25 protein-coding genes and 1 pseudogene are annotated in these 24,851 nt (G+C 68.4%); 14 read left to right on the top strand and 12 right to left on the bottom strand.

Annotated elements, in window-relative coordinates:
- Positions 1-45 precede the first annotated feature (45 nt).
- The 3 genes from lipA to QSK25_RS36135 form a co-directional block, all read right to left on the bottom strand.
- On the bottom strand, positions 46-1,047 hold the full coding sequence (gene lipA, locus QSK25_RS36145) for a lipoyl synthase (RefSeq protein WP_285645126.1): 1,002 nt from the start codon (positions 1,045-1,047) through the stop codon (positions 46-48).
- 97 nt (positions 1,048-1,144) lie between these two features.
- Complete coding sequence (locus QSK25_RS36140; protein WP_285645125.1) at positions 1,145-2,047, bottom strand: oxidoreductase; 903 nt, start codon at positions 2,045-2,047, stop codon at positions 1,145-1,147.
- Positions 2,044-2,352, bottom strand: a complete 309-nt coding sequence (locus tag QSK25_RS36135) for a hypothetical protein (protein WP_285645123.1) — start codon at positions 2,350-2,352, stop codon at positions 2,044-2,046. The genes QSK25_RS36140 and QSK25_RS36135 overlap by 4 nt, the downstream gene beginning before the upstream one ends.
- 89 nt (positions 2,353-2,441) lie before the next feature.
- Between QSK25_RS36135 and QSK25_RS36130 the strand changes: the two genes are divergently transcribed.
- From QSK25_RS36130 to QSK25_RS36120, 3 genes are all read left to right on the top strand, one after another.
- A complete protein-coding gene (locus QSK25_RS36130; protein WP_285645121.1) occupies positions 2,442-3,032 on the top strand; it encodes a TetR/AcrR family transcriptional regulator in 591 nt (196 codons plus the stop codon).
- A gap of 66 nt (positions 3,033-3,098) precedes the next feature.
- Positions 3,099-3,782: an SDR family NAD(P)-dependent oxidoreductase gene (locus QSK25_RS36125; RefSeq protein ID WP_285645120.1), complete on the top strand. Its 684-nt coding sequence runs from the start codon at positions 3,099-3,101 to the stop codon at positions 3,780-3,782.
- Between the two features lie 286 nt (positions 3,783-4,068).
- The gene (locus tag QSK25_RS36120; RefSeq protein ID WP_093600134.1) at positions 4,069-4,674 is read left to right on the top strand and encodes a response regulator transcription factor; all 606 of its coding nucleotides are present in this window, start codon (positions 4,069-4,071) and stop codon (positions 4,672-4,674) included.
- A 107-nt stretch (positions 4,675-4,781) separates the two neighbouring features.
- On the opposite strand, the gene QSK25_RS36115 is transcribed toward QSK25_RS36120, so the two are convergent.
- Entirely contained in the window at positions 4,782-5,744 is a 963-nt protein-coding gene (locus tag QSK25_RS36115; RefSeq protein ID WP_285645117.1) for a sensor histidine kinase, read from the bottom strand.
- A gap of 544 nt (positions 5,745-6,288) precedes the next feature.
- Here QSK25_RS36115 and QSK25_RS36110 point away from each other — a divergent pair.
- The 3 genes and pseudogenes from QSK25_RS36110 (at position 6,289) to ilvN (ending at position 9,097) form a co-directional block, all read left to right on the top strand.
- A complete protein-coding gene (locus tag QSK25_RS36110) occupies positions 6,289-7,104 on the top strand; it encodes an AfsR/SARP family transcriptional regulator (RefSeq protein ID WP_285645116.1) in 816 nt (271 codons plus the stop codon).
- 8 nt (positions 7,105-7,112) lie between these two features.
- Positions 7,113-8,831: pseudogene (locus QSK25_RS36105) on the top strand (acetolactate synthase large subunit); the annotation flags it as partial.
- Positions 8,831-9,097 carry an acetolactate synthase small subunit gene (gene ilvN, locus QSK25_RS36100; RefSeq protein ID WP_285645112.1) on the top strand — a complete coding sequence of 89 codons (267 nt, stop codon included), beginning with the start codon at positions 8,831-8,833 and terminating at the stop codon, positions 9,095-9,097. The pseudogene QSK25_RS36105 and the gene ilvN, both read left to right, overlap by 1 nt.
- A 96-nt stretch (positions 9,098-9,193) precedes the next feature.
- On the opposite strand, the gene QSK25_RS36095 is transcribed toward ilvN, so the two are convergent.
- On the bottom strand, positions 9,194-9,676 hold the full coding sequence (locus tag QSK25_RS36095; RefSeq protein WP_285645111.1) for an SRPBCC domain-containing protein: 483 nt from the start codon (positions 9,674-9,676) through the stop codon (positions 9,194-9,196).
- Positions 9,677-9,835: 159 nt separating this feature from the next.
- Here QSK25_RS36095 and QSK25_RS36090 point away from each other — a divergent pair, with 159 nt between their 5' ends.
- From QSK25_RS36090 to QSK25_RS36080, 3 genes are all read left to right on the top strand, one after another.
- Complete coding sequence (locus QSK25_RS36090) at positions 9,836-10,261, top strand: nuclear transport factor 2 family protein (RefSeq protein WP_036013177.1); 426 nt, start codon at positions 9,836-9,838, stop codon at positions 10,259-10,261.
- A 23-nt stretch (positions 10,262-10,284) separates the two neighbouring features.
- Complete coding sequence (locus QSK25_RS36085) at positions 10,285-11,364, top strand: acyl-CoA dehydrogenase family protein (protein ID WP_285645107.1); 1,080 nt, start codon at positions 10,285-10,287, stop codon at positions 11,362-11,364.
- A gap of 246 nt (positions 11,365-11,610) precedes the next feature.
- Positions 11,611-13,356 carry an MFS transporter gene (locus QSK25_RS36080; RefSeq protein WP_285645105.1) on the top strand — a complete coding sequence of 582 codons (1,746 nt, stop codon included), beginning with the start codon at positions 11,611-11,613 and terminating at the stop codon, positions 13,354-13,356.
- A gap of 114 nt (positions 13,357-13,470) precedes the next feature.
- On the opposite strand, the gene QSK25_RS36075 is transcribed toward QSK25_RS36080, so the two are convergent.
- On the bottom strand, positions 13,471-13,944 hold the full coding sequence (locus tag QSK25_RS36075) for a hypothetical protein (protein ID WP_285645103.1): 474 nt from the start codon (positions 13,942-13,944) through the stop codon (positions 13,471-13,473).
- 141 nt (positions 13,945-14,085) lie between these two features.
- On the opposite strand from QSK25_RS36075, the gene QSK25_RS36070 reads away from it, so the two are divergent.
- Positions 14,086-15,558, top strand: coding sequence for an amino acid adenylation domain-containing protein (locus QSK25_RS36070; protein ID WP_285645102.1), 1,473 nt, complete (start codon positions 14,086-14,088; stop codon positions 15,556-15,558).
- A 54-nt stretch (positions 15,559-15,612) separates the two neighbouring features.
- On the opposite strand, the gene QSK25_RS36065 is transcribed toward QSK25_RS36070, so the two are convergent.
- A complete protein-coding gene (locus QSK25_RS36065; RefSeq protein WP_285645101.1) occupies positions 15,613-16,653 on the bottom strand; it encodes a ketoacyl-ACP synthase III family protein in 1,041 nt (346 codons plus the stop codon).
- A 9-nt stretch (positions 16,654-16,662) separates the two neighbouring features.
- On the bottom strand, positions 16,663-16,887 hold the full coding sequence (locus tag QSK25_RS36060) for an acyl carrier protein (protein WP_189159236.1): 225 nt from the start codon (positions 16,885-16,887) through the stop codon (positions 16,663-16,665).
- A 233-nt stretch (positions 16,888-17,120) separates the two neighbouring features.
- Here QSK25_RS36060 and QSK25_RS36055 point away from each other — a divergent pair, with 233 nt between their 5' ends.
- Complete coding sequence (locus QSK25_RS36055; RefSeq protein ID WP_285645099.1) at positions 17,121-17,513, top strand: hypothetical protein; 393 nt, start codon at positions 17,121-17,123, stop codon at positions 17,511-17,513.
- Positions 17,514-17,570: 57 nt separating this feature from the next.
- On the opposite strand, the gene QSK25_RS36050 is transcribed toward QSK25_RS36055, so the two are convergent.
- Entirely contained in the window at positions 17,571-18,407 is an 837-nt protein-coding gene (locus QSK25_RS36050) for an NAD(P)H-binding protein (protein WP_285645098.1), read from the bottom strand.
- A gap of 140 nt (positions 18,408-18,547) precedes the next feature.
- On the opposite strand from QSK25_RS36050, the gene QSK25_RS36045 reads away from it, so the two are divergent.
- Positions 18,548-19,756, top strand: coding sequence for a cytochrome P450 (locus QSK25_RS36045; protein WP_285645097.1), 1,209 nt, complete (start codon positions 18,548-18,550; stop codon positions 19,754-19,756).
- Between the two features lie 51 nt (positions 19,757-19,807).
- Here the strand turns inward: QSK25_RS36045 and QSK25_RS36040 are convergent, their stop codons facing one another.
- Together QSK25_RS36040 and QSK25_RS36035 are read right to left on the bottom strand one after the other, a co-directional pair.
- Complete coding sequence (locus QSK25_RS36040; RefSeq protein ID WP_285645096.1) at positions 19,808-21,214, bottom strand: MFS transporter; 1,407 nt, start codon at positions 21,212-21,214, stop codon at positions 19,808-19,810.
- Positions 21,211-22,335, bottom strand: a complete 1,125-nt coding sequence (locus QSK25_RS36035; RefSeq protein ID WP_285645095.1) for an epoxide hydrolase family protein — start codon at positions 22,333-22,335, stop codon at positions 21,211-21,213. Before QSK25_RS36035 ends, QSK25_RS36040 begins: the two co-directional genes overlap by 4 nt.
- Positions 22,336-22,455: 120 nt before the next feature.
- On the opposite strand from QSK25_RS36035, the gene QSK25_RS36030 reads away from it, so the two are divergent.
- The gene (locus tag QSK25_RS36030; RefSeq protein ID WP_285645094.1) at positions 22,456-23,670 is read left to right on the top strand and encodes a cytochrome P450; all 1,215 of its coding nucleotides are present in this window, start codon (positions 22,456-22,458) and stop codon (positions 23,668-23,670) included.
- A 16-nt stretch (positions 23,671-23,686) separates the two neighbouring features.
- Positions 23,687-24,694, top strand: coding sequence for an MDR family NADP-dependent oxidoreductase (locus QSK25_RS36025; RefSeq protein ID WP_285645093.1), 1,008 nt, complete (start codon positions 23,687-23,689; stop codon positions 24,692-24,694).
- A 68-nt stretch (positions 24,695-24,762) separates the two neighbouring features.
- On the opposite strand, the gene QSK25_RS36020 is transcribed toward QSK25_RS36025, so the two are convergent.
- A complete protein-coding gene (locus QSK25_RS36020; protein WP_502881823.1) occupies positions 24,763-24,849 on the bottom strand; it encodes an IS3 family transposase in 87 nt (28 codons plus the stop codon).
- Positions 24,850-24,851: the final 2 nt, after the last annotated feature.

Genomic DNA, 24,851 nt, shown 5'->3' with positions numbered 1-24,851 from the left:
TGGTCACCCCAGGCGGGTGACCAGCTGTCGCGTTGGTGAGAGCTTCTAACGCGGGGCGAGCAGGCTCGTGATCTCCTGGGACGCCGAGACCGTCAGCAGGTGCTGGAGGTTCTCCGGCAGCTCCTCGCCGCGCTTCTGCTTCGCCTGCGCGTAGAGGCGGCCGGCGCGGTACGAGGAACGGACCAGCGGGCCCGCCATGACACCGAGGAAACCGATCTCCTCGGCCGTCTCCTTGTGCTGCACGAACTCCTCGGGCTTCACCCACCGCTCGACCGGGTGGTGCCGCGGCGACGGGCGCAGGTACTGGGTGATGGTGATGATGTCGCAGCCCGCGTCGTGGAGGTCGGCGAGCGCCTCCGTGACCTCCTCGGGGGTCTCGCCCATGCCGAGGATCAGGTTCGACTTGGTGACCAGGCCGAACTCGCGGGCCTTGGTGATCACCTCGAGCGAGCGCTCGTAGCGGAACGCCGGGCGGATGCGCTTGAAGATCCGCGGGACGGTCTCCAGGTTGTGCGCGAGCACCTCGGGACGCGACTCGAAGACCTCGGCCAGCTGCTCCGGGACCGCGTTGAAGTCCGGGATCAGCAGCTCGACGCCCGTGCCGGGGTTCATCTCGTGGATCTGGCGGACCGTCTCGGCGTACAGCCACGCGCCGCCGTCGGCGAGGTCGTCACGGGCGACACCCGTGACCGTGGAGTAGCGCAGGCCCATCGCCTGGACGGACTCGGCGACGCGGCGCGGTTCGTCGCGGTCGAGGTCGGCGGGCTTGCCCGTGTCGATCTGGCAGAAGTCGCAGCGCCGGGTGCACTGCTCGCCGCCGATCAGGAACGTCGCCTCGCGGTCTTCCCAGCACTCGTAGATGTTGGGACAGCCGGCCTCTTCGCAGACCGTGTGCAGGCCCTCGCGTTTGACCAGGCCCTTGAGCTCCCGGTACTCGGGGCCCATCTTGGCCCGAGTCTTGATCCACGAGGGCTTCTTCTCGATCGGGGTCTGGCTGTTGCGGACTTCGAGCCGCAGCAGCTTTCGACCCTCAGGTACCACAGTCACGTCCCCACCCTACGCTGCGCACTCAAGTGTCCGGGGTCACGCATGCGCAGGTCAGGGTAAGTGTCCAGAACCGGCTACCGCTCGAGCGCGGGCAAGCCTACGGAAGGTCTGGAGCGATTCCGGTCAGCTTGATCGTGAGCTCCCAGAGCCGGTTCGCGGCCAGGTCGTCACGGGCCGCGGCGGTCATCCCCGACGCGGCGGGGTGGCCCCACAGGCCGTTGAACCCGCCGGGCCCGTAGTACGCGCCGCCGTGGGCGTCGGGGGACGTCGCGGCGAAGAGCTGCGGCAACGTGCCCATCTCGACGGACTGGGAGAACAGGCCGAAGAGCTTGCCGCCGGCCCTCATCACGGCGGACCGGTGCGCGTCGGCCATGTTGTTGGCCAGGTCGGTGGCCGTCATGCCGGGGTGCGCCGCCATCGACATCACGTCCGGCGAACGGCGCTGCAGCTCGCGCATGAACAAGAGGTTGGCCAGCTTGGACTGGCTGTACGCACCACGCGCGCTGTAAGAGCGACGTTCCCAGTTCGGGTCGTCGAGGTTCATCCGACCGTACTGGTGCATCAACGACGACACGGTGACGACGCGCGCGTCGGTGCTCCGTCGCAGTACTGGGAGAAGCAGGAACGTCAGCGCGGCGTGCCCGAGGTGGTTCGTGCCGAACTGGCGCTCGAAGCCGTCGGCGGTCCGGCCGTTCGGGACGGCCATGATGCCCGCGTTGTTGACGAGGACGTCGAGCTTCTCGACCTTCCCGGCGACTTTCTCCGCGGCAGCACGCACGGAGGAGAGGTCGGCGAGGTCGAGTTCGAGCACCTCGGCCGAGCCGGGCACGGACAGGCGCGCGTCCTCCCCGCGCTGGACCGAACGACACCCCATGAGCACGTGGGCACCCTTGCCCGCGAGCACCTGCGCGGTGCGCAGGCCGAGACCGGAGTTGGCGCCCGTCACGAGGACGGTGCGGCCGGTCTGGTCGGGGATGTCGGCTTCGGTCCAAGGGCTCATGGGGTCATTCCTACCGCCCGGTAACTGCCGAGCGAAAGGTGTGTGTCCAGCACCGCGCGCAACACCGGCTCCTCGGCGGCGAGTTCGGCCGTGACGCGGCCCTCGTCGACGTGGCCTTCCAGCGACGCGTTCTCCATGCGCGCGGTCAGCTTGTTCTGCCAGCGGTGGTCGAGCGCAAGCAGCAGTTCGTGCAGTGAGCCGAAGACGTCCGGATCCACGATCAGCGGCGCGGACGGGTCGCGTCGGGCGTCGCGCAGGACGGCGTCGAGCGCGTCGCGACGGCGGTAGTGGTCTGCCCAGCCCATGTCTCGTACCCCCGGTTTCTCGCATACTCTCGGTATGACACGACCATACCACCGGTACGTACCGTCGGTATGTGAGATACGTTTCGGTCGTGCGAACACGACGTTCCGAGTACTCGGAGTCGACCAGGCAGGCGCTCGTGGACAGTGCCGTCGACCTCTTCACCAAGCGCGGCTACGCGGGCACCTCGCTCGACGAGGTCGTCAAGCGCGCCCGCGTGACGAAAGGTGCGCTGTACCACCACTTCAGCGGCAAGCAGGCGTTGTTCGAGGCGGCGTTCGCGCAGGTGGAGACCAAGTCGATCGCGTCGCTGACCGCGCTGATCACGGCCGACGGCGACGCCTGGGAGACCGCCGTCGCGGGCCTGCGCGCGTACGTCCGCAAGTGCCTGGAACCCGAGTACCAGCGGATCATCGTCCACGAGGCGCCGGTGGTGATGGGCTGGGAACGCTGGCGGGAAGCCGAGGAACAGTTCAGCTTCGGCCTCCTCCGCACGGCCGTGCAGCTGCTCGTCGACGCCGGCGAGATCGAGGAGGCGCCGGTCGAGATCATGGCGCGGCTGCTGTTCGGAGCGCTGTCCGCGGGCGCGAGCACCATCGCGAGTTCGTCCGATCCGAAGCGCACCGGGCGTGAGGTCGAACGCGCGATCCTGCGTGTTTTGGAGGGTTTGCGCAAGAAGTAGTCGAGTTCGGCCCTAGCGGCCGGGCGGAACGTCGATCACCACGCGGACAACGAGGTGGTCAGCATCATGATCGAACCTGTCAACACGCGCCTGGGACTCGACGGCAAGATCGCAGTGGTCACGTCGGGTACGCACGGGCTCGGTCTCGCCATCGCGAGCAAGCTCTGCGACAACGGCGCCCACGTCATCCTGACGACTTCCGACGGTGACAACGTCGACCTGGAGCGCGCCAAGACCATGCTCGCCGGCAAGCCCGGCTCGGTGACCGTCACCCAGCTCGACATCCACGACGAGCACTCGGTGCGGTTGCTGCTCGACCGGGTCAAGCAGGAGCGCGGCCAGCTCGACGTGTTCGTGCACCACGCGGTGTCGCCGGACCTCACGCCGTTGCTGAACATCGTGGAGCCGCTCGCCAAGGCCTTGGTGGACGGCGGGCGGGTGGTCGTCGCCGGCTACACCGTCACGCCGGTGCACGGCGTGATCCGGACGCTCGCGCTGGAGATGGCCTGGTACCGGGTGGCCGTGAACGCCGTCGTCACCACCGTCGTCGACAACGGCCCCATGAACATCGACCCGGACCTGGTGGACCGGCTCGCGATCAAGAGCCCGTCCGGCCGCGTCACGGTGCCGCAGGACATCGCGAACGCGGTGTCGTTGCTGTGCACCGACGAGGCGGCGTGGATCCAGGGTCAGGTGATCACCGTCGACGGCGGTCTCGAACTGCTGGAGCGGTGGGGCGAGACGCGCTGAACGACCGCGCGGAGATCGGCTCTGTCGGTTGTTCGCACCCTGCCGCACGGGTCGAATCGCTTGTACTGTTTTGTGCTCGTGTCGTCCTCGAGCCGCCCGGTCAGCGATTCGGTCCGTCAGCAATCTGTGAGCGACTGGTGACCCCAAGTCATGCGTCGATTACCCTTGTTAATTGCTCCTAGCGCATTCGGAGTAACGCTCGTCGTGGCCGGACTCAATGCTTGTCCTGCATGGTCACCGAGTGTAAGACTCGAAATGGTGACCTGGGGGCAAGCAAGGGGGTCGGATGATCAGAGTGCTACTAGCCGAGGACGTGCAAATGGTCCGCGGTGCTTTGGTCGCCTTGTTGAATCTCGAACCGGATATTGAGGTCGTCGCGTCGGTAGCAACAGGTGACGAAATCATCGCCGCGGTCGAGAAGAACAAACCGGACGTCGCGGTGCTCGACATCGACCTGCCGGGTATGGACGGTCTTTCCGCAGCCACCGTGATCCACGACACCGCTCCCGAGACGCGCACGCTCATTCTCACGAGCCTCGGGCGGCCGGGCACTCTGCGGCGCGCTCTCAACGCACGGGTGAACGGGTTCATCCTCAAGGATGCTCCGGTCGGAGAACTCGCTGACGCCATTCGCGGCGTCTCGATTGGTCGGCGCGTGATCGACTCGCAGCTCGCGCTTTCCGCGTGGGACACCGACGAGTGCCCGCTGACCCCGCGCGAGCTCGAGGTGCTGCGGCTGGCGTCGGACGGCGCGGACGCGATGGAGATCGCGACGACGTTGTTCCTGTCGGTCGGGACCGTGCGCAACTACCTGACGGCGGCGACGGCGAAGCTCGACGCGCGCAACCGCGTCGACGCCGTCCGCATCGCCCGCAAGTCCGGCTGGTTCTGAGCTGGTCGTCCGGGCTGGTCGTCTGGGCTGGTCGTCTGGGCTGGTCGTCTGGGCTGGTCGTCCGGGCTGGCCGCCTGGATGGTTGCCTGAAGGCGGTGCCCGGCGGGTCAGGGGGCCGGGACCGCCGGGATCGCCGCATGGACGTGGAACGAGCCGTCGCCGACGTGGCGGGCGCTGAACGTGCCGCCCGCCGCCTTGACGCGTTCGGCCTGGTTGCGGACGCCGTTGCAGTCCATCGAGAGCGCGCGGTCGGCGGCGCCGTCGTTGATGACGTCGAGCAGGATCGTGGCGCCGCGCTGGTGCACGCCGATGGTGCAGGTGCTGGCCACGCTGTGGCGCAGGACGTTGGTGACGGCCTCGCAGAGGACGGCGGCGAGGACGGTCTCGACCGGCTCCGGAAGCGGGTCGTGGGCCAGTTCGACGCGAACGTCGATGTTGGAGGCCGCCAGCATCGCCTTGGCCGAGTCCGACGTGTCCGCCAGCGACAACGGGCGGTAGGAGCGGGCCAGTGAACGCACGTCGGCCAGCGCGTGATGGGTGATATCCAATATATCGGTGAGGTGCTCCTGCATGAACTCCCAGCCGTGGTCCGGCCGGTCGGCGACGATCCGGTGCGCCAGTTCGCTCTTGAGCTTGATGGCGCTCAGGCTGTAGCCGAGCAGGTCGTGCAGGTCGCGGGCCACGCGGACGCGTTCGGCGGTCACGGCCGCGGTGGTCGTGACGACCGGGTCGACCGGTGGAGGAGCGACGGACGCCTGGGTCAGGGCCGCCGGCCAGTCGCGGTGGGTGGCGAAGCCCGTGGCGAGACCCGCGAGCAGCAGGGCGGTGGCCGCGGTGGCCATCATCGCCTCGCCGTGCACGGCCTGTGCGAGACCGGTGGCGACGACTGTCGCGACGAAGACGGACCATCCGAAAACAGGCCGCAGGACCAGCAGCGCGTTACCTGCTACAAGGCCTGCGACACCCGCCCAGGAATGGCCGAAGAGGACGTACGGTAAGACCAGCAGGGTCGCTTGGGCTGCCAGCACGAGGTGGCGCTGGAGTGCGGTCAGATGCCTGAAATACGACACTTGCAGCAGGACAAGTACCGCTAAATCAATGACCGACACCGCCAATTCGGTGATCTCACCGGCGAGAAGCAGAGCGCGGGTCAGGTCGGTCAGGCACACCGCTGCGAAGACCGCCACGATGATCGCGCGGTATCTCGGTATCGCAGGCGAAGCATTCACGTGCCCCCCAAGAGCATCCGCTCCAGAGCAAAGTCTGACCGTCAACGCCGGTCAAAGACCTCGCACGGCGCGCGCCCAGGCCGAATACTAGACAAGCGAGGGCTGTTCAGGACGGCAACTGTATCGGTTCAGAATGCGAATTCGCATTGACTGGCGGGGTGCTGTCACGCCAATGGACGAGTATTTCTGAGTAACCGTCACGGCATGTGTTCGATCGATTACGGCACGGGACGGTTTGGGTTCGTTTGAGCATATGAATTTCTCACGCCGGGCGCAGTAGATCGCCATCCGAGAGTCATGGCGGCGTACGTGGCGTCCGATAGCCCGGCTCAGGTGAACTTGGTGGCACGACCAAGTCGACCGCCGCTGAGCAGGGGAGGCTCCAATGGAGATCAAGGTTCTGGGACCGCTGGAGGCACGGGAGAACGGCGTCTCGATCGCACCGAGCGCGGTGAAGCCCAGGCAGGTGCTCTCGCTGCTCGGCCTTCAGGCCGGTCACGTCGTCACGGTCCCGACGTTGATCGAAGAGCTGTGGGGGATGACACCGCCACGCAGCGCTCTCACGACTTTGCAGACGTACGTGCTGCAGGTCCGCCGGCGCATCGAGGCGGCCATGCCGGGTGACGGTCCGGGCATCGCGAAGAACGTTCTGGTGACCCGCTACGGCGGCTACATGCTGGACGTGCCGCCGGAGAGCGTCGACGTCCGCAGCTACGAGCGGCTCGCGAGTGCCGGTCAGCGCGCGTTCGAGGTCGGCGACCTGGAGTCCGCGAGCCGTCTGCTGCGCAGCGCCGCCGAGGTGTGGCGCGGGCCCGTGCTCGTCGACGTCCAGATCGGTGTGCGCCTCGGCATGGAGGTCACCCGTTTGCAGGAGAGCCGGCTCGGCGTGCTGGAGACCCGCATCGAGGCCGACCTCCAGCTGGGCAAGCACCAGTCGCTGCTGAGCGAGCTCTCCGTGCTCACCGCGCAGCACCCGATGCACGAGAACCTGTGTGCGCAGTACATGCTCGCGCTCTACCGGGCGGGCCGGCAGTGGAAGTCGCTGGAGGCCTACCAGTCCCTGCGCGACACGCTGATCGAGGAGCTCGGGCTTGAGCCGTCCGAAAGGCTCCGTCAGTTGCAGCGGGCGATCCTGAGCTCCGAGCCGTCGCTCGACAAGCCGTTGTCGCCGCGCCAGCTGGAGCGCCAGCTCGCGGGCTGATCGAAGTTCGGGGAGCAACCGTGGACACCACCGGTGCAGGTGCGTTGATCAAGGCGCTTGAGGACGTCGGCTGCGAGGTGATCTTCGGAATGCCCGGCGGGGCCATCCTGCCCGCCTACGACCCGCTGTTCGACTCGAAGATCCGGCACGTCCTGGTGCGCCACGAGCAGGGCGCCGGGCACGCCGCCCAGGGGTACGCGCAGGCGACCGGACGGGTGGGCGTCTGCATGGCGACCTCGGGACCGGGGGCGACGAACCTGGTCACGCCGCTCGCGGACGCCTACATGGACTCCGTGCCGATCGTGGCGATCACCGGCCAGGTGGCGAAGTCGGTGATCGGCACGGACGCCTTCCAGGAGGCGGACATCCGCAGCATCACGCTGCCGATCACCAAGCACAGCTACCAGGTGCACGACCCGGCCGACATCCCCCGCGTGATCGCCGAGGCGTTCCAGCTCGCGGCGAGCGGACGGCCGGGCCCGGTGCTGGTGGACCTGCCCAAGGACGTGCTGGCCACCGCCACCACCTACACCCCGCCGAAGATCACCGTGCCGGCCCGTCCGGTGCTCTCGCCGGTGCAGATCCGCAACGCGGCGCAGCTCATCGGATCGTCGAAGCGGCCGGTGTTCTACGTCGGCGGCGGCGTGATCCGCAGCGGAGCGGCGGGGGAGTTGCAGAAGCTCGCGGAGAAGACCGGCATCCCGGTCGTCACCACGCTGATGGCCCGCGGCGCGTTCCCCGACTCGCACCCGCTGCACCTCGGCATGCCGGGCATGCACGGCACGGTGCCCGCCGTCGCCGCGCTGCAACGGGCCGACCTGCTGATCGCGCTCGGCACGAGGTTCGACGACCGCGTCACCGGCCTGCTGCCCGAGTTCGCGCCGCACGCCGCGGTGATCCACGCCGACATCGACCCCGCCGAGATCTCCAAGAACCGCAAGGCGGACGTCGGCATCGTCGGCGACTGCCGCGACGTCATGGCCGCGCTCTCAGCGGTCATCACGCGGAAGACGGACCTCACGGACTGGTGGAACTACCTCGGCGGCCTGCTCACCACGTACCCGCTGGGCTACGACTGGCCGGCCGACGGCATGCTCGCGCCGCAGTACGTGATCGAGCGCATCAGCAAGCTCACCGGCCCGGAGGCCATCTACACCGCGGGCGTCGGCCAGCACCAGATGTGGGCGGCGCAGTACGTGCGCTACGAACGCCCCGGCTCGTTCATCAACTCCGGTGGCGCGGGCACGATGGGGTTCGCGGTGCCGGCGGCGATGGGCGCGCAGACCGGTGCGCCCGGCCGCACGGTCTGGGCCATCGACGGCGACGGTTGCTTCCAGATGACCAACCAGGAACTCGCGACCTGCGCCGCCGAGGGCATCCCGATCAAGGTCGCGATCATCAACAACGGCAACCTCGGCATGGTCCGCCAGTGGCAGACCCTGTTCTACGAGGGCCGCTACTCCAACACCAGGCTCGGCACGCACAACCGCCACCCCGACTTCGTCAAGCTCGCCGACGCGCTCGGCTGCGTCGGGCTGCGCTGCGAGTCGAAGTCCGAAGTGGACGGAACGATCCTGGAGGCGATGGCGGTCCACGACCGGCCCGTGGTCGTCGACTTCGTGGTCGGGCAGGACGCCCAGGTCTGGCCGATGGTCGCCGCGGGCACCGGCAACGACGAGATCATGGCCGCGCGGGGCATCCGGCCCCTGTTCGACGAGGAAGTGTGATGACCAGACATTCGCTCTCCCTGTTGCTGCGCAACGAGCCGGGGGCGCTGGCGCGGATCGTGGTGCTGTTCTCCAGCCGCGGCGTCGACGTCGAGTCGCTGAGCCTCGCCCCCGCCGAACAGGGTGACCTCTCCCGCCTCGACGTCGTGGTCGAGCTCCAGGACGGCCGCACGGTGCACCAGCTGATCAAGCAGCTCGGCCGGATCGTGGACGTCAAGAACGTCGTCGACCGCACGCACGACGAAGCGCTCGAACTCGGCGCATAGGAACGAAAGAAACGGCCGCCCCGGAGGCTTGGGGCGGCCGTTTCGTCTTGCCTGAAGGGGATCCTCTAGGAATCAAACACAGTGCCCTGAGGCCCCTTAGGCAGCCTTCGGGACGTGCTTCTCGATCACGCGCGCGTAGGTCTCGAGCGTCTCGCCCGGCGACGGTCCGTCGAGCGCCTTGTGGATGCCCTCGGCGATGTCGCCGTGGCGGTGCAGGTCCGCGTGCGTGAGCGTGACCTTCGTCGTCGTCGGGCCGACGACCTCGAAGTCCACCTTGATGAACGAGGCCTTCTCGTCGTCGAAGATCGGCTGCCAGTAGGGGCCGACCCGCCACGTCATCACGAGGCGCTTCGGCGGGTCCCACTCGGTGATGGTGCCCCAGGCGATCTCCTCGCCGTCCGCGCCGCGCTCGAAGTAGCGCCCGCCGACGAACGGTTCGATCGTGATGGCCTGCCGGTCCTTGACGAACACGTGCGACTCCGGCCACCACTCGATCGGCTTGGTCGCGAAGATCGCGAACGCCTGCTCGATCGTCGCCTCGACCGTCACCGACTTGGCGACATCGGGAGTTGAGGCCATGTGGCCCTCCTCGCGAATAGATAGGGAGATGTCTCCCAGACCGTGCCCGGTTCGTCTCAACGCCACCTCAAACAGCGGTCGAACCAGGACGGCTCGACCGGCTGTCCAGCGCCCGCACCCATAGTCGCGGTAGCGAAACCGGCAGACCGAGGAGTTGTCGTGTCCCCTGTCAATGTTGCGGTCCACATCGAGGTCCAGACGTTCTACGCCCAGCAGATGCGGCTGCTCGACGCGTTGGACGTGGAGGGCTACGCCCAGACGTTCACCGAGGACGGGGTCACCGACCACGCCCACCGGAGCGAGAAGGTCGAGGGCCGGGCGGCCCTGATCGCCGGCGCCAGCGCCGCGTTGCCCCGCTACAAGGGCGTCGCCGTGCGGCACTGGAACGACCACTACCTGATCGAAGAGGTCGACGAGAACACGCTGAACGTCAGCTACGCCTCGCTCGTCACCCGCACGACCGCCGAGGGCGTCGTCAGCTTCGAGCCGACGTTCTCCATCGAGGACGTGCTCGTGCGCATCGACGGCAAGCTCTACACGAAGTCCCGCACGATCCACCGCGACCTTCCCGTTCAGGCTGCGTAACCGCTTCTCCAGGAGGTGACGAGGTGACTGCTCAATACACCGGGCTGGCAGCGGCCGCGGAGAAGGTGAAGCTGATCGCCGCGGAGCACGCGGCCGACGCCGACGCCACCCGCAAGCTGGCTCCCGAGGTCGTGGAGGCACTGCGCGACGCCGGGTTCGCGCGGCACTTCGTCGCAGTCGAACGCGGTGGTGCGGAAGGTTCCTTCGCCGAGCTGACCGAGGCCGTCTTCACGGTCGGGCAGGGCTGCGCGTCCACGTCGTGGTGCGCGTCGCTGTCCGCGTTGTCGTCGCGGTTCGCGGGGCTTCTGCCGGCGGAGGGCCACGACGAGATCTGGGCGAACGGCCCGGACGCGTTCGTCGTGACCGGCCAGCCGCCGATGGGCAAGGGCACCGTGGTGGACGGTGGCCACCGGCTGAGCGGCCGCTGGCTCTACGTCAGCGGCGTGGACTTCGCCGACTGGGCGTTGCTGTGCGGCGTGGTCGGCGACGAGGGCCGCTTCTTCGCGGTGCCGCGCAAGGACTTCACCGTCCTCGAGACGTGGGACAGCGTCGGCATGAAGGCCACCAGCAGCCATTCGGTCGTGGTGGACGACGTGTTCGTGCCGGCGCACCTCTCGTTCGACCGGGCGGACCTGCTCAAGGGCACCAGCTGGTCGCCGGTGCCGAGCCACAACGTCCCGTTCCAGGCGGTCGGCGGCCTCACGTTCGTCGCTCCGGCCGTCGGTGCGGCGATGGGGGCACTGGACGCGTGCATCGCGGTGCTGTCGGGGAAGAAGCAGTCCGTGACGAACGCGGTCGACCTGGTCCGCGCGTCGGGTCAGGTCGAGTCGGCGCGTCTGCTCGTGGAGCAGAACGCCCTGGTGCTCGACGAGCGCGAGTTCACCCCGGCCGCGATGGCGCGCAACGAGCGCAACGTCGCCTACGTGGCCGAGGTCCTGGTGGACGCGGTGGGTGGCCTGGTGCGGGCCTCCGGCACCAGCGGACTCGCGGAAGGCGGTGCGCTGCAACGGTTCTGGCGTGACGTGGTGAGCTGCTCCAGCCACGTGGCGCTGCGGTACGAGACCGCGTCCGTGCGCACCTACCCGGCGTCGGTCCTCGGCTGACCCGGAAACGAAAGGCCCTGGTGCCCACCTCCCCGGCACCAGGGCCTTCGGCATGCGCGCAAAACACTCCGTCGCGACCTGACCGGGACTCAAGCGGAGGGGATCACCCTGAAGGTCATCGACCGGCAGTCGTTCTTCAGGCAGGAGGTGCGTCCTCGTTCCACTCGCAAGGCCTCAGGCCATCCCGAGTAGTCCAGAGCCATCGCCTGTCGTGCGCAGCGAAACAAAGTCATCTGAGGAGAAATCGTGACCTCCACCAACACCAACCACGACCTGGAGTCGCCGTCGGCGACTGCCGGCGCGCAGGCGGCTCCGGTCGTTGACGCGCCGGCGGCCGACCCGCGTCGCTGGATCGCGTTCATCATCATGACCGTCGCGACGTTCATGGACATGCTGGACGGCAGCATCGTCAACGTCGCGCTCCCCGCGATCCAGCACGGCATGGGCGCGAGCTTCGTGCAGCTGCAGTGGATCACCGCCGGTTACGTGTTCGCGTTCGCGCTGACGCTGATCACCGGTGGTCGTCTCGGCGACATCTACGGCCGTCGCCGCATGTTCCAGCTCGGCGTGCTCGGCTTCGTCGTCACGTCGTTCCTGTGCGGCATCTCGGTCAACCCCGAGATGCTCGTCGCGTCCCGTCTGGCGCAGGGTCTCGCGGCCGGCCTGATGGTCCCGCAGGTCATGTCGATCATCCACGTCACCTTCCCCGACAAGGAGAAGGGCGCGGTCTTCGCCATCCAGGGCACCATCGGTGGTCTCGCGGCCACGATCGCGCCGCTCGTCGGTGGCCTCCTGGTCGCCTGGAACGTCTTCGGGTGGGACTGGCGGACGATCTTCCTGGTCAACGTGCCGATCGGCATCATCGGCTACGTGCTGGGCTGGAAGTACATCAACGAGTCCAAGGCCCCGAGCCGCATCCGCCTCGACCTCATCGGTGTCGTCCTGGCGACCGTCAGCCTCACCGCCCTGCTGTTCCCGCTGACCTTCGGCCGTGAGCTGCACTGGCCGGCGTGGGGCTTCGTGCTGATGGCCGCGTCCGTCGTGGGCTTCATCGGCTTCATCGCCTACGAGAAGGCCAAGCAGCGCAAGGACGGCATGCCCCTCGTGCCGCTGAACCTGTTCAAGTCCCGCAGCTTCTCCGCGGCCCTCGCGCTGATGCTGGGCATGTTCAGCTTCACCGGCATGTTCATGCTGGCCCTGTACCTGTACCTGCAGGAGGGCCTCGGCTTCTCGCCGCTGCGCACCGGTGTCACGCTGCTGGCGTTCTGCATCGGCGCCTTCATCACCGCGTCGGCCTCGGTCATCGCGCTGGTGCCGAAGTTCGGCCGCGCCGTCCTGCAGGCCGGTGCCGTCGTGATCGCCGTCGGTGTCGCCGTGCTGCTGCTCTCGGTCAGCCCGGACGTCACCAGCTGGGGCCTCGTCCCCGGCCTGCTCCTGATCGGTCTCGGTTTCGGCATGACCGCGACCCCGATCGCGCTGTTCGCCCTGCAGGAGGTGCCGCACGAGGACGCGGGCGCCGCCTCGGGTCTCATCAACACCAAGCAGCAGCTCGGCTTCGCGGTCGGCATCTCGGTCGTGACGCTGGCGTTCTTCTCGCCGCTGGCTTCGCACGGCGCGACCAACACCGAGGCGCTGGCCCCGCAGTTCCGCCAGGAGATCGTGGCGGCCGGTGTCGCGGACGCCCGCGCCACCGAGCTGACCGCGGCCTTCCAGGCCTGCACCACCTCCACCTTCTCCGGTACGCCGGACGCGGCGGCGTGTGGCGCGGTCCAGGCGGACCCGCAGGCCAAGGCCGTTGCCGACAAGTTCTCGCACCAGGCGGCGGGTCAGTCCTTCACGGACGCGTTCGAGACCACGCTGTACGTCGGGTTCGGGTTCGCGGCGCTGGCTCTGCTGCTCGCCTCCTTCCTGCCTCGCTGGCTGAAGCAGGAGGAGTGGGGCGCTGCCGCCGAAGAGGGCGCTGAGGGCTCTGAGGAGCCCGCCAAGGCGTAACCACCCCCGTTGGAATCCCTTGAGGCCCCAGGCGATCCGCCTGGGGCCTCCGGGCGTTTCAGGGCACACGACGAGGGCCCTCTCCCAGCTGGGGGAGAGGGCCCTCGAGCGGTCTCAGATGCGGAACGCAGCACCCTCGATGTCGACGGGACCCTGCCACGGGGTGCCGTCGTTCATGTTGATGTACGTGTGCGCCTTGGTGCTGAACTTCTTCTTGTTGTTGCTCAACTTCCCGAGGTGGCTCGCGTTGATCGACCCGACCGGGTTGCCGTTCTCGTCGCGGTGCGCGTGGTGGGTGATCCAGAAGCTGAACTGCCCGTCCTTGCCCATCGTCCAGATCCCGCGGCCTTCGAGCTGGTCGGGGTACCCGGGCTTGGTCTCGCAGTGCAGCTGGTAGTCGGCGGTGAAGTCGCAGAACAGCGGTGTGAGCAGCGGCGGTTCCTCGATGTGGATGGTCACGGTGAGGTCCCAGCGGCCGACGAGTGCCTGGTCGTAGTTGGGCTTCGCGGTGGCACCAGCGGCGGCGACGACGGGGGTGGCCAGGACGCAGGCGGCCACGGCGGCGAGTGCCTTCTTGCGGAACTTCATGGGGTTGCGCCTCCGGTGAGGTGGGCAGCGGACGCGCTGAGTGTTGTTCGCGCAGGTCGAACACCCCTGTAGTGCCAGTTGTGCCCGAGGCAGGCCCGAGGTCGCTCACCGAGGATGGGGGAAAGTGAGAGGAGCTGGGGCATGTCCGCAACAGTGACCGACGCGTTCCGCTGCCGGGCGGCCAGAACGCCTGACGCCGTGGCGCTTTCCGCCGACTCCGCCGCGGTGACGTACGCCGAGCTCGACCGCTGGTCGGACGCGCTGGCGGGGGAACTCGTCGACGCCGGCGTGCGGGTCGGCGACCGGGTGGCGGTGTGCCTGGAACGGTCGCCGCAGCTCGTCGTGGCACTGCTGGGGGTGCTCAAGGCCGGCGCCGCGTACGTGCCGATCGACCCCGACGACCCCGAGTCGCGGGTGTCCATGATGCTCACCGACGCCGAGGTCTCCCTGGTGGTGGGCCGGTTCTTCGCCGGCTTCACCACGGTCAAGGTGCCGCCGTCCACGGCCAGGTCCACTGTGGAGCTTCCGCAGGTCGATCCCCGCGACCTCGCTTACCTCATGTACACCTCGGGGTCCACGGGCAAGCCGAAGTCGGTGATGATCGAGCACCGCAACATCACCAACCTCGTCACCGGCGCCAACTACGTGACCGTCACGCCGGCGGACCGGATCCTGCAGCTCGCGCCCGTCGCGTTCGACGCGGCCACGTTCGAGATCTGGGGCGCCCTGCTCAACGGCGCGCGCGTGGTGCTCGCGCCGCCCGGCGTGGTGCAGGCCGAGGAGCTCGGGGACCTGCTGCGCGCCAACGAGATCAGCGTCCTGTGGCTGACCGCGGCGTTGTTCCACCGGCAGATCGACGTGGACGTGGCCGCGTTCAAGGGGCTGCACACCGTTCTGACCGGCGGGGACGTCGTGTCCGTGCCGCACGTCCGGCAGTTGCGCGAGTCGGTGCCGGAGCTGCAGGTCGTCAACGGCTACGGGCCGACCGAGACCACGACGTTCGCCACCTGCCACCGCATCGGCGCGCACGAGGACCTCGGCGGCGCCATCCCCATCGGCACGCCGTTGCAGAACGTCGACGTCGTCGTGGTCGACGCGGAGGGGAAGCCGACCGAGGAGGCCGGGGAGCTGTGGATCGGCGGCGCCCAGGTGGCCCGCGGCTACTGGAAGCGCCAGGACCTCACCGACGAGAAGTTCGTGCGCGCGGCCTGGAACGGCGAGCGCTACTACCGAACCGGTGACCAGGGCCGCAAGCGCGCGGACGGCGTGGTCGAGTTCCTCGGCCGCATCGACGACCAGTTCAAGCTGCGCGGGTTCCGGATCGAACCGGGCGAGGTCGAGAACGCCCTGACCGAGCACCCGCAGGTCCGCACCGCCGCCGTCCACCTGCGCACGCACCCGAGCGGCGACCGCCGGCTGATCGCGTGGGTGGTGAGGTCAGGGGAGGACCTGGACAAGCGGGCGCTCAAGGCGCACATGCGCGCGACCATGCCCGAGCACATGGTGCCGGCCGGGTTCGTCGTCCTCGACGAGCTGCCGATCACCAGCAACGGCAAGACCGACCGCAAGGCGCTGCCGGAACCCGACTGGAACTCGAAGTCCTTGTACATCTGAAAACGCGGAGAAGGGCCGGACTCGCAAGGAGAGTCCGGCCCTTCTGCCAAGCCTTCACACCCAGGAGGGGACTTCCAGGATCTCGATCACGGCCGCGGTCCACACGTACCCCGCGCCGGACGACTGCAGGACGACCAGGTCGCCGGGCTTCGGGTCGCGGTCGGCCAGCACGTGGTCGAGCCCGAGCGCGATGTCCGCGGTGCCGACCATGCTGTACTGCTTGGCCCAGTCGTAGGTGGTGGAAGCCCTGTCGACGCCCAGCAAACCGCAGATGCCGTGCGTGACGATGGTCTCGGCGAGCTGCTGGTGCAGGAAGAAGCGGGCGTCCGAGAGCTCGATCTCCGCCTCGTACAACGCCATCTTGAGCGAGTGCCGCACCCCGCCGCCGATGCGCGCGATCATGTCGTCGAGGTCGACGTCGGCGTTCTGCAGGAAGTCCTCGACGCCGCTGTTGAGCTGCAGGGTCCTGCCGTCGGCGAACGGGCCGGTGGTCCACGGCTGGAAGCCGCGTGACATCTGCTCCAAGGTGGAGTCCGCGTGGGAGTGGATCGACCGGATCCGCGCGAAGCCGGAACGGTTCGACAGCACCAGCGCCCCCGCGCCGTCGCCGTTGACGTTCTGCTCCTCGGAGTTCCACCGGTCGAAGTAGGGCAGGTGGAACGCGTCGCCCGCCGTCACCAGCGCGGCGGACGCCTCGCGGTGCGACGAGATGTAGGACGAGGCGAGGTCCACCGCGGCCATCAGGCCGTTGCAGCCCTGCTTGACCTCGAACGCGGGCCCGGTGCCGCCGACCGTGTTGGCCTGCACGTAACTCGCCGGCGTCCACAGGTCGAGTCCCTGGTGCGACAGGGAGGCGTGCACGGTCAGGCCGAAGTCCAGCGGGCTGAGCCCGGACCGTTGCACGGCCTGGATCCCGGCCTTCGCCGCCATGACGGGACCGGTCTCGCCGGGTGCGGCGACGCGCAGCTCCCGGTAGCCGTTCATGGCCTTCTTCTCTTCTGTGTACCGGCCGGCCGCGATGGCGTCGTCCACCGTCTCGACCTGCTCGGGCAGGTATGTGCCCACACCGGCGATGTACAGGTCATTCCATCGCATCTCGAACTCCTAGGCTGCCTGGTCCAGCTGCTTGGCGACGGCGCGCGCCGTCGGGTCCTCGTAGAAGCTGCGCAACGGGACGCGGACGCCGTACCGCTCGTGCACCTGCTTGACGAGCTTCGACGCCAGCAGCGAATGGCCCCCCAGGTCGAAGAAGTGGTCGTCCGGCTCGATCCCCGGTACCCCGAGCACCTCCCCGAACAACTCGCAGAGCTCTGTCTCGCGTTCGGCCACGGCGTCCTCCCTGTCAGCTCATGAGTAACGAAAACTTTGCGTTACCCGAGTCGAGATGAGCTTGTGCCGCAACGGAAAAACGGGCGCTCTAGTCGTTCTGAGGTTTACGTCGAGACCTGTGGCCCACCGTTGCGCGCGTCCGCCGCTCGCACCCCGGATCAGGAGCCGCACAGATGCAGACGTTCACTCCGAAACGTTCGACTCTTCTCGCACGCGTAGGAGCGATCACAGCCGTGGTCCTGCTCGCGCTGGCCGGCACCGCCACGGCGGCCAACGCGACCTGCACGCCGGTGGGCACCTGGACCGGGTTCGTGACCCGGACCGACGGCGACCACCCGACCAAGCTGCAGTTCAAGGCCAACGGCAAGGCGTTCGTCACCAACGAGCAGAACACCACCACACAGGGGACCTGGTGGTTCACCGGGGTGAACACGTTCCACTTCAAGTTCCGCGGTGAGAAGGTCTACGACGAGAACGGCGCCTACTTCGCGTACGTCGACTTCGACCAGGACGCCGTCCAGAGTGGACCGAACAACTTCACCAGCTCCGGCCCGTCCACGTTCTTCCTCGCGGACGGCACGAACCTGGGCACCTCGAACATCACCTTCACGATGTCGCGGGTCTAGAACGAGCGTCCGGAGCCGGGACGGGTCCGCCGCCCTCATCCCGGCTCCGGAGACCCGTCACGCGAGGAACGACGCGTGCTCCTCCACCCACTGGCGGAAGGTGCGGGCCGGCTTGCCGGTGATCCGCTCGGCCGTGGCGCTGGTGTCCGCGACGACGCCGACCGCGGCCTCCCACTGGTTCAGCAGCGACGTGAGCACGGGCGGGGGCACGAAGTTGCTCATCTGCGCCTCACCCTCCTCACGGGTCAGGCCGTTGATCACGAGCTCGCGGCCGAGCACCTCGCCGACGATCTCGAGTTCCCGGCGGAACGTCAGCGACTCCGGCCCGGTGAGGTCGACGATCTCGTCCTGGAGCTTCTTCTCCGTCAACGCGACCACGGCCACGTCGGCGATGTCGTCCTCGTGCACGGGCGCGACCTGGGCCTCGGGGAACACCTGGTCGATCGTGTCGCCCTGCTGCAGCGAGTAGCTCCAGCCGAACGCGTTGCTCATGAAAGCCCCGGGCCGCAGGATCGTGTAGGTCAGGCCGGAGCCGATCACGGCCTCCTCCACGACCACGTGGTGGTGCGCCAGCGGGTCCTGGTCCGCACCGGGCAGGCCGACGGTGTTGGACGACAGCAGCACGATCTGCTCGACGCCCGCCTTCTCGGCCTCGTCGAGGAACTTCACCACGCCGTCCGGCTCCGCGTAGAGCAGGACCTTGGAGACACCGGCGAGGGCCGCGACGAACGTCTCCGGGTCGTTCAGGTCGAGAGCGACGGTCTCCACACCTTCGGGGACGTCGAGTTCCGCGGGGTTTCGGCCGGACGCGCGGAGGCTGTGACCCGCCGCGTAGAGCCGCTGGAGCACGCGACGGCCGACGTTGCCGCGCGCCCCGGTGACGAGGATGGTCATGTGGATCTCCCGAATCGGGGTTTCGCCTGGATGGCCGATCACGCTCAGCGTTCACCCGGTCACTCGAACGGCACTAGATCGGGCTTCAGGCCACCCCTCCTAACGTGCGGAAACATCCCCATGAGCGTGAGGAGCGCACGGTGGTTTCCTTTCCCGTTCCCGGATCCAGCTACCGAGGTCCGGCGCCGGAGTTCGCCGGGTTCCGCGCGTCGAGTCCCGTCGTGCGCCTGCCCGCGAACGGCGGCGGCCACTGCTGGATCGCGACGACCCAGGACTCGGTCCGCGTCGTGCTCGACGACGTGCGGTTCTCCCGTGCGGCGTCTTATGAGCCGACGGCACCGACCTTCCCCGGACTGTTCCAGGCGCCGCCCGGCATGATCATCTCGCTCGACCCGCCCGCCCACACCCGGCTGCGCGACCTGGTGTCGCAGGCGTTCTCGGTGGACCGCATCGAGTCCATGCGACCGAGAATCCAGCGGCTGGTGACAGAGTTGCTGGACCGGGCGGACGAGAAGGCGCTGCAAGGGCCCGTCGACCTGCTCGGTGAGTTCACGTTCCCCCTGGCGATCATCGCGATCAGCGACCTGTTGGGTGTGCCCGCCGGCGACCGCGACACGTTCGCACGGCTGATCCGCGAGTTCGCCGCCGTCGACGCGCCGGAGCTCGCGGCCGCGGCGGGGGAGCAGCTCGGCGAGTTCATGGCCGGGCTGGTGTTCGCGAAGACCGCCGCGCCCGGTGACGACGTGCTGTCGGCGTTGATCGAGGCGCGCGTCGGCGACGACAGGCTGGAGGTCGGCGAACTCATCGGCCTCGGCTACACGTTGCTCGGCGCGGGTGGCGACTCCACGGCGTGCCACCTGGCCAGCTCCGCGCTGACGTTGCTCGCGCACCACCGCGACGTCTGGGTGCGGCTGGGTGAGCGGCCGGAGGAGGTGCCGGCCGCGGTCGAGGAGCTGCTGCGGTGGATCACGTTGTCCACCAACGACACCACGGGCCTGCCGCGGATCGCGACCGAGGACGTGACGTTGTTCGGCGTGACGATCCCCAAGGGTGACGCGGTGTTCGTGTCGACGAACTCGGCGAACCGCGACGAGACGTTGTTCACCGACCCGGACGTGCTCGACTTCGCCCGCGCCGACAACGCGCACCTGGCGTTCGGGTACGGCATCCACCGCTGCCTCGGCGCCCCGCTCGCCCGCATCGAGCTGGTCAGCGCGGTCGAGGAACTGACGCGGCGCTTCCCGGCCGCCCGGCTCGCCGTCGCCGAGGAAGACCTCGAGTGGCAGCAGGCCGACATGAACCACCGGCTCGTCGCCCTGCCGGTCGACCTGCACGGCAAGGGCTTTTAGACACGAGAACGGCCCCTCGGAACGTTCCGAGGGGCCGTTCTGCGTTGTGGCTTACTTCTTGCGGGGCACGGCGAGGGCCGCGACCGCACCGCAGAAGGTGAACGCGGCCGCGCCGAACAACGCGAGGCCGAACCCGGACCCCAGCGAGTGCCGCAGTGGTTCCCCCTGCTCCAGCAACGAGTCCGCGCGCGCCGACGACATCGTCGCGAGCACGACCAGGCCGATCGCGCTGCCCATCTGCCGGATCGTGTTGAGCAGACCGGACGCGAGGCCGGCCTGCTCGCGCGGCACCCCGGAGGTGGCGGCGTTCGTGGTCGCGTTCAGCACCGCGCCCATCCCCAGGCCCAGCAACGTCGTCGGCACCAGGATCGTGCCGAGGAACGTCGACGTCTCGTCCGCTGTGGACACCCACAACAACCCGGCGGTGCCGGCGAGCAGGCCGGCGATCAGCACCGGCCGCGGTCCGATCCGAGGCACGATCCGGGACACCCCGAACCCGCCGAGTGCGATGCCGATCGACAACGGCAGGTAACCGAGGCCGGTGGCCAGCGCGCTGAGCCCCATCACCTGTTGCAGCACCAGCGTGAGGAAGTAGAAGGTGCTGAACAGCGCGGCGATCGCGAAGAACGCCACGATGTTCGTCGCGGTCACCTGGCGGTTGCGGAAGATCCCCAACGGCATCAGCGGGTGGTCCGACACCGTCTGCTGGCGCAGGAAAAGCGCGAACAGCACCAGCGACAGCACCAGCGACCCGGCGACCTGCCACGAACCCCAGCCCAGCTCGTGCGACTGCGCGATGCCGTAGACCAGGGCCATCAGGCCGATCGTCACGGTGATCGCGCCCGGCACGTCGAGGCTCTTGCGGCCGCCACCACTCGCCGTCTCCGGCACGGCGCCGCGGATCATGGACACCAGCGCGATGCCGAGCGGCACGTTGATCAGCAGCACCCAGCGCCAGCCGAGCGACTCGGTGACGATGCCGCCGAGCAGCACGCCGACCGCGCCACCGGTGCCGGACACCGCGCTCCACCAGCCGAACGCCTTCGCGCGGGCGTTCGGATCGGTGAACGTCGTGCCGAGCACGGTCAGCGACGCCGGTGCCATCACCGCGGCGCCCAGGCCCTGGAACCCGCGGGCCGCGATCAGGGTGCCGGGCGAGGTCGCCATGCCCCCGACCGCGCTCGCGACCGTGAACAGCGCGGCACCGAACAGGAACACCCGGCGCTGCCCGAAGAGGTCCGCGAGCCGGCCGCCCAGCAGCAGGAAGCCGCACACCGCGATCGTGTACGCGCTGTTGACCCACTGCAGGTCGTGCCGCTCGAAGCGGAGGTCCTCGAAGATCGACGGCAGCGCGACGTTCATGACCGACGCGTCGAGCACGTTCATGAACTGCGCCAGGCAGCACACGACGAGCACCATGCCGAGCTTGGTGCCGGGCCTGCCCAGCGTGGCCGTCATGAGCGCACCAGCCGGAAGAACGTCCGCAACTCCTCGACGAGCACGACCGGGTTCTCCAGGGCAGGGAAGTGGCCGCCGGACGGCATCTCCCTCCAGTACCGCAGATCGGTGAACCGGTGCTCGGCCCACGCCTTGGGCATCCGCGCGTCGGCTGGGAACACCGAGAACCCGGTCGGCACGTCCACCCGCGTGAGCGGCGACTTGTTGTAGCTCTCCCAGTACAGGCGGCCCGACGACGCGGCGGTGGCGGTGAACCAGCACACCGAGACCATGTCGAGGATCCGGTCGCGGGAGATGACCTTCTCGGCGTCACCGTCGTGGTCGCTCCACGACCAGTACTTCTCACCGGCCCAGCCGAGCTGGCCGACGGGGGAGTCGGTGAGGCCGTAGGCGAGCGACTGCGGCTTGGTGTTCATCACCGCCGCGTACGCGGACTCCTTGGCGGCGAACTCCTTCAGCGCGCCGAGACCTTCGTAGTCCCGTTGCGTCAGCTGGACTTCCGCCTCGGGTGCGGAGGCGAACGGCATGACGAGGTGGATCGCCTCGACGTGCTCCGGCGCGATGTGGCCGAGGATGCCCGTGATGAACGAACCCCAGTCGTTGCCGTGCGCGTAGAACTTGTCGTAGCCGACGCGGCCCATGAGCGTGACGAACGCGGACGCTATCTTCTCGAGCGTCCAGCCGGTTCCGGCCGGCTTGTCGCTGAAACCGTAGCCGGGCAACGAGGGCGCGACGACGTGGAACGCGTCGGCCGGGTCCGGCGGGTTCGTCAGCGGCTCGATCACGTCGAGGAACTCGGCGACCGACCCGGGCCAGCCGTGCGTGAGCAGCAACGGCTTCGCGCCTGCGTGCGGTGACCTCGCGTGCAGGAAGTGGATCCCGACGCCGTCGATCTCGGTCTTGAACTGGGGGATGGCGTTCAGCCTGGCCTCGGTGGCACGCCAGTCGTAGACGCCTCCCCAGTACTCGGCCAGTTCCTTGGCGTAGGCCAGCGGCATGCCCTGCGACCAGTCGTCCACGGTCTCCGCGTCCGGCCACCTGGTCGCTGCCAGCCGCCGGGTGAGGTCCGCCAGTTCGGAGTCGGGAACCTCGACCCGGAACGGCACGAGTGCAGTGTCCATGGCGCGAAGGTAGGAACGGCGGCTCGACTCCCGGTCGACATCCAGGTTTCGAGCCGATTTCGAGGTGCGCGGAGCAAGGTTCGGCGCGAGGCCAGGCCGTAATTCCACTGGAGGTGTCCCGTGCTGCCCCTTGAACTGGACGAGGAGTTCCCGTTCAGCGGTTCCTCCTACCGCGGCCCGGACCCCAAGTACGACACGCTGCGCGCCGAGTGCCCCGTTGCCAAGGTGCGCACCAGTTCCGGCACGCCGACCTGGGTGATCACCAAGTACGAGGACGTCCGCGCCGGGCTCGCCGACTCCAGGCTGAGCCGCGCGTTGACGTGTGCCGAGGGTGCTCCCCAGGTCGGCGGCGCCATGACCACCACGCCCGAGATGATCATCTCGCTGGACGGCTCCGAGCACTCGCGGCTGCGCAAGCTCGTGATGGGCGCCTTCACCGTCCGCAAGGTCGAGGCGATGCGTTCGGGCGTGCAGAAGGTGTGCGACGAGCTGCTCGACACGATGATGGTGACGGGCGGGCCGGTCGACCTCGTCGAGGCGCTGTGCGTCCCGCTGCCGTTGACGATCATCGGCGACCTGCTGGGCGTGCCGACCTCCGACCTGAAGATCTTCGAGACCGACGCGCGGGCGTTCGCCACGTTCGACGAGAACGACCCCGAGGCGCCGATGCGGGCGTTCGGGAGGCTCGCCGGGTACGTGATGGGCCTGATCGCGCAGAAGCGCGAGAACCCCGGCCAGGACATGCTGTCGGACCTGATCTCCGCGCGGGACAACGACGACAAGCTGAGCGAGCAGGAGCTGGTGACGTTCGCGTTCACCCTCATCGGCGCCGGCTTCGACACCGCCGCGAACCAGATCTCCAACTCGGTGCTGGCATTGCTGCACGACCACCCCGACACGTGGAAGCGCCTGGTCGCCGATCCGACGCTGATCCCCGCGGCCGTCGAGGAACTGCTGCGGCACGTGAACCTCTTCGCCACCGACACCACCGGGTTCCACCGCATCGCGGCGGAGGACCTGGAACTCGGCGGGCAGAAGATCGCCAAGGGTGACGCGGTGTTCTTCGTGCTGTCGTCGGCGAACCGCGACGAGGCCGTCTTCGAGAACGCTCAGCAGCTCGACATCGACCGCGCCTCCAACCCGCACATCGCGTTCGGGCACGGCGTGCACTACTGCCTCGGCAAGCAGCTGGGGCGCATGGAGATGGCGATCGCCATCGAAGGTCTGACCCGCCGCTTCCCGGACCTCCGCCTCGCCGTGCCGTACGAGGACCTGAAGTGGCACCAGGGCGAGATCAACCACTCACTTGTCACCTTCCCCGTCACGTGGGGATAGGAATAGAAGGAGAGCCATGAGCATCCCCGAGAAGCAGTGGGAGGTCAGGCTCGCCAAGCACGTCGAGGACGACCTGACCCTCGAGCACTTCGACGTCGTCGAGGTGGCCGTCCCCGAGATCGGTGACGGTGAGGTGTTGGTGCGCGTCGACTACGTGTCGGTGGCCGCCGCCTTCAAGGAGTTCATGAGGTCCGACTGCCAGATCCCCGGCGTGCCGCCGTGGAAGGTCGGCGAGCCCGCCGGTGCCGGTGGTGTGGGCACCGTCGTCAAGTCGAACAGCCCGGACCTCGCCGTCGGTGACCTGGTGCAGTCGTTCGGGCCGTGGCAGGAGTACTGGTCCGGGCACGCGCAGCAGTTCATCAAGCAGAACCCGCACTACGTGCCGTCGCCGGTGTACTTCCTGTCGCAGGGGCCGACGGCCTACTACGGCATGGCGACGATCGCGCAGGCCGGTGAGGGTGATGTCGTGTTCGTCACCGGTGCCGCCGGTGGTGTCGGGTCACTGGCCGGGCAGATCGCCAAGGCCCGTGGCGCGCGCGTGATCGGCTCGGCCGGCAGCCAGGCCAAGGTCGACTGGCTGGTGAACGAGCTCGGGTTCGACGCCGCGTTCAACTACAAGGACGGCCCGGTGGCCGACCGGCTGCGCGAGCTCGCTCCGGACGGCATCAGCGTGTTCTTCGACAACGTCGGTGGCGAGCAGTTCGAGGCGGCGGTCCAGGCCGCCCGTCCGCACGCCCGGTTCGCGTTGTGCGGTGCGTTGTCCAACCAGAACGACGGCGCCGAGAACCCGCGGATCGACCTGATGACGGCGATCACCAAGCACCTGGAGATCCGCCCGTTCGCCTGCTACCACCTGCCCGAGCAGATCCAGGACTGGGTCGTCCACTTCGGACAGTGGTTGCAGGAGGGCAGGTTCGTCTTCCCGCACACGATCGTCGAGGGCGGGGTCAAGTTCGCGCCGCAGGCGTTGCTGTCGCTGTTGGCGGGCTCGTACACCGGCAACGTGACGGTCAAGTTCTCCTGACGCGCGTGTTGTAGAAGGGGGCGCCTTGTGTGAACTGGTCCCCGGAAGTTGGACTGGCTAACTGAAGGTTAGGCCGTGAGGGCCTGGGCTCGGTATTCGACCGGGCTCAGGCCCTTGAGCGTGGTGGAGATGCGGGTGGTGTTGTACCAGTCGATGT

It is taken from the genome of Lentzea sp. NBRC 102530 (assembly GCF_030269365.1).
Lineage (GTDB): Bacteria > Actinomycetota > Actinomycetes > Mycobacteriales > Pseudonocardiaceae > Lentzea.
This window is presented reverse-complemented; position numbering and strand designations above follow the sequence as displayed.

Bases quoted from the DNA above. Each gene is read 5' to 3' on its own strand.
- QSK25_RS36075 (WP_285645103.1), bottom strand. From the start codon at position 13,944: ATGAAGTTCCGCAAGAAGGCACTCGCCGCCGTGGCCGCCTGCGTCCTG.
- QSK25_RS36065 (WP_285645101.1), bottom strand. From the start codon at position 16,653: ATGCGATGGAATGACCTGTACATCGCCGGTGTGGGCACATACCTGCCC.
- QSK25_RS36110 (WP_285645116.1), top strand. From the start codon at position 6,289: ATGGAGATCAAGGTTCTGGGACCGCTGGAGGCACGGGAGAACGGCGTC.
- QSK25_RS36135 (WP_285645123.1), bottom strand. From the start codon at position 2,352: ATGGGCTGGGCAGACCACTACCGCCGTCGCGACGCGCTCGACGCCGTC.
- QSK25_RS36120 (WP_093600134.1), top strand. From the start codon at position 4,069: ATGATCAGAGTGCTACTAGCCGAGGACGTGCAAATGGTCCGCGGTGCT.
- QSK25_RS36070 (WP_285645102.1), top strand. From the start codon at position 14,086: ATGTCCGCAACAGTGACCGACGCGTTCCGCTGCCGGGCGGCCAGAACG.
- QSK25_RS36095 (WP_285645111.1), bottom strand. From the start codon at position 9,676: ATGGCCTCAACTCCCGATGTCGCCAAGTCGGTGACGGTCGAGGCGACG.
- QSK25_RS36040 (WP_285645096.1), bottom strand. From the start codon at position 21,214: ATGACGGCCACGCTGGGCAGGCCCGGCACCAAGCTCGGCATGGTGCTC.
- QSK25_RS36050 (WP_285645098.1), bottom strand. From the start codon at position 18,407: ATGACCATCCTCGTCACCGGGGCGCGCGGCAACGTCGGCCGTCGCGTG.
- QSK25_RS36025 (WP_285645093.1), top strand. From the start codon at position 23,687: ATGAGCATCCCCGAGAAGCAGTGGGAGGTCAGGCTCGCCAAGCACGTC.
- QSK25_RS36140 (WP_285645125.1), bottom strand. From the start codon at position 2,047: ATGAGCCCTTGGACCGAAGCCGACATCCCCGACCAGACCGGCCGCACC.
- QSK25_RS36035 (WP_285645095.1), bottom strand. From the start codon at position 22,335: ATGGACACTGCACTCGTGCCGTTCCGGGTCGAGGTTCCCGACTCCGAA.
- QSK25_RS36125 (WP_285645120.1), top strand. From the start codon at position 3,099: ATGATCGAACCTGTCAACACGCGCCTGGGACTCGACGGCAAGATCGCA.
- ilvN (WP_285645112.1), top strand. From the start codon at position 8,831: ATGACCAGACATTCGCTCTCCCTGTTGCTGCGCAACGAGCCGGGGGCG.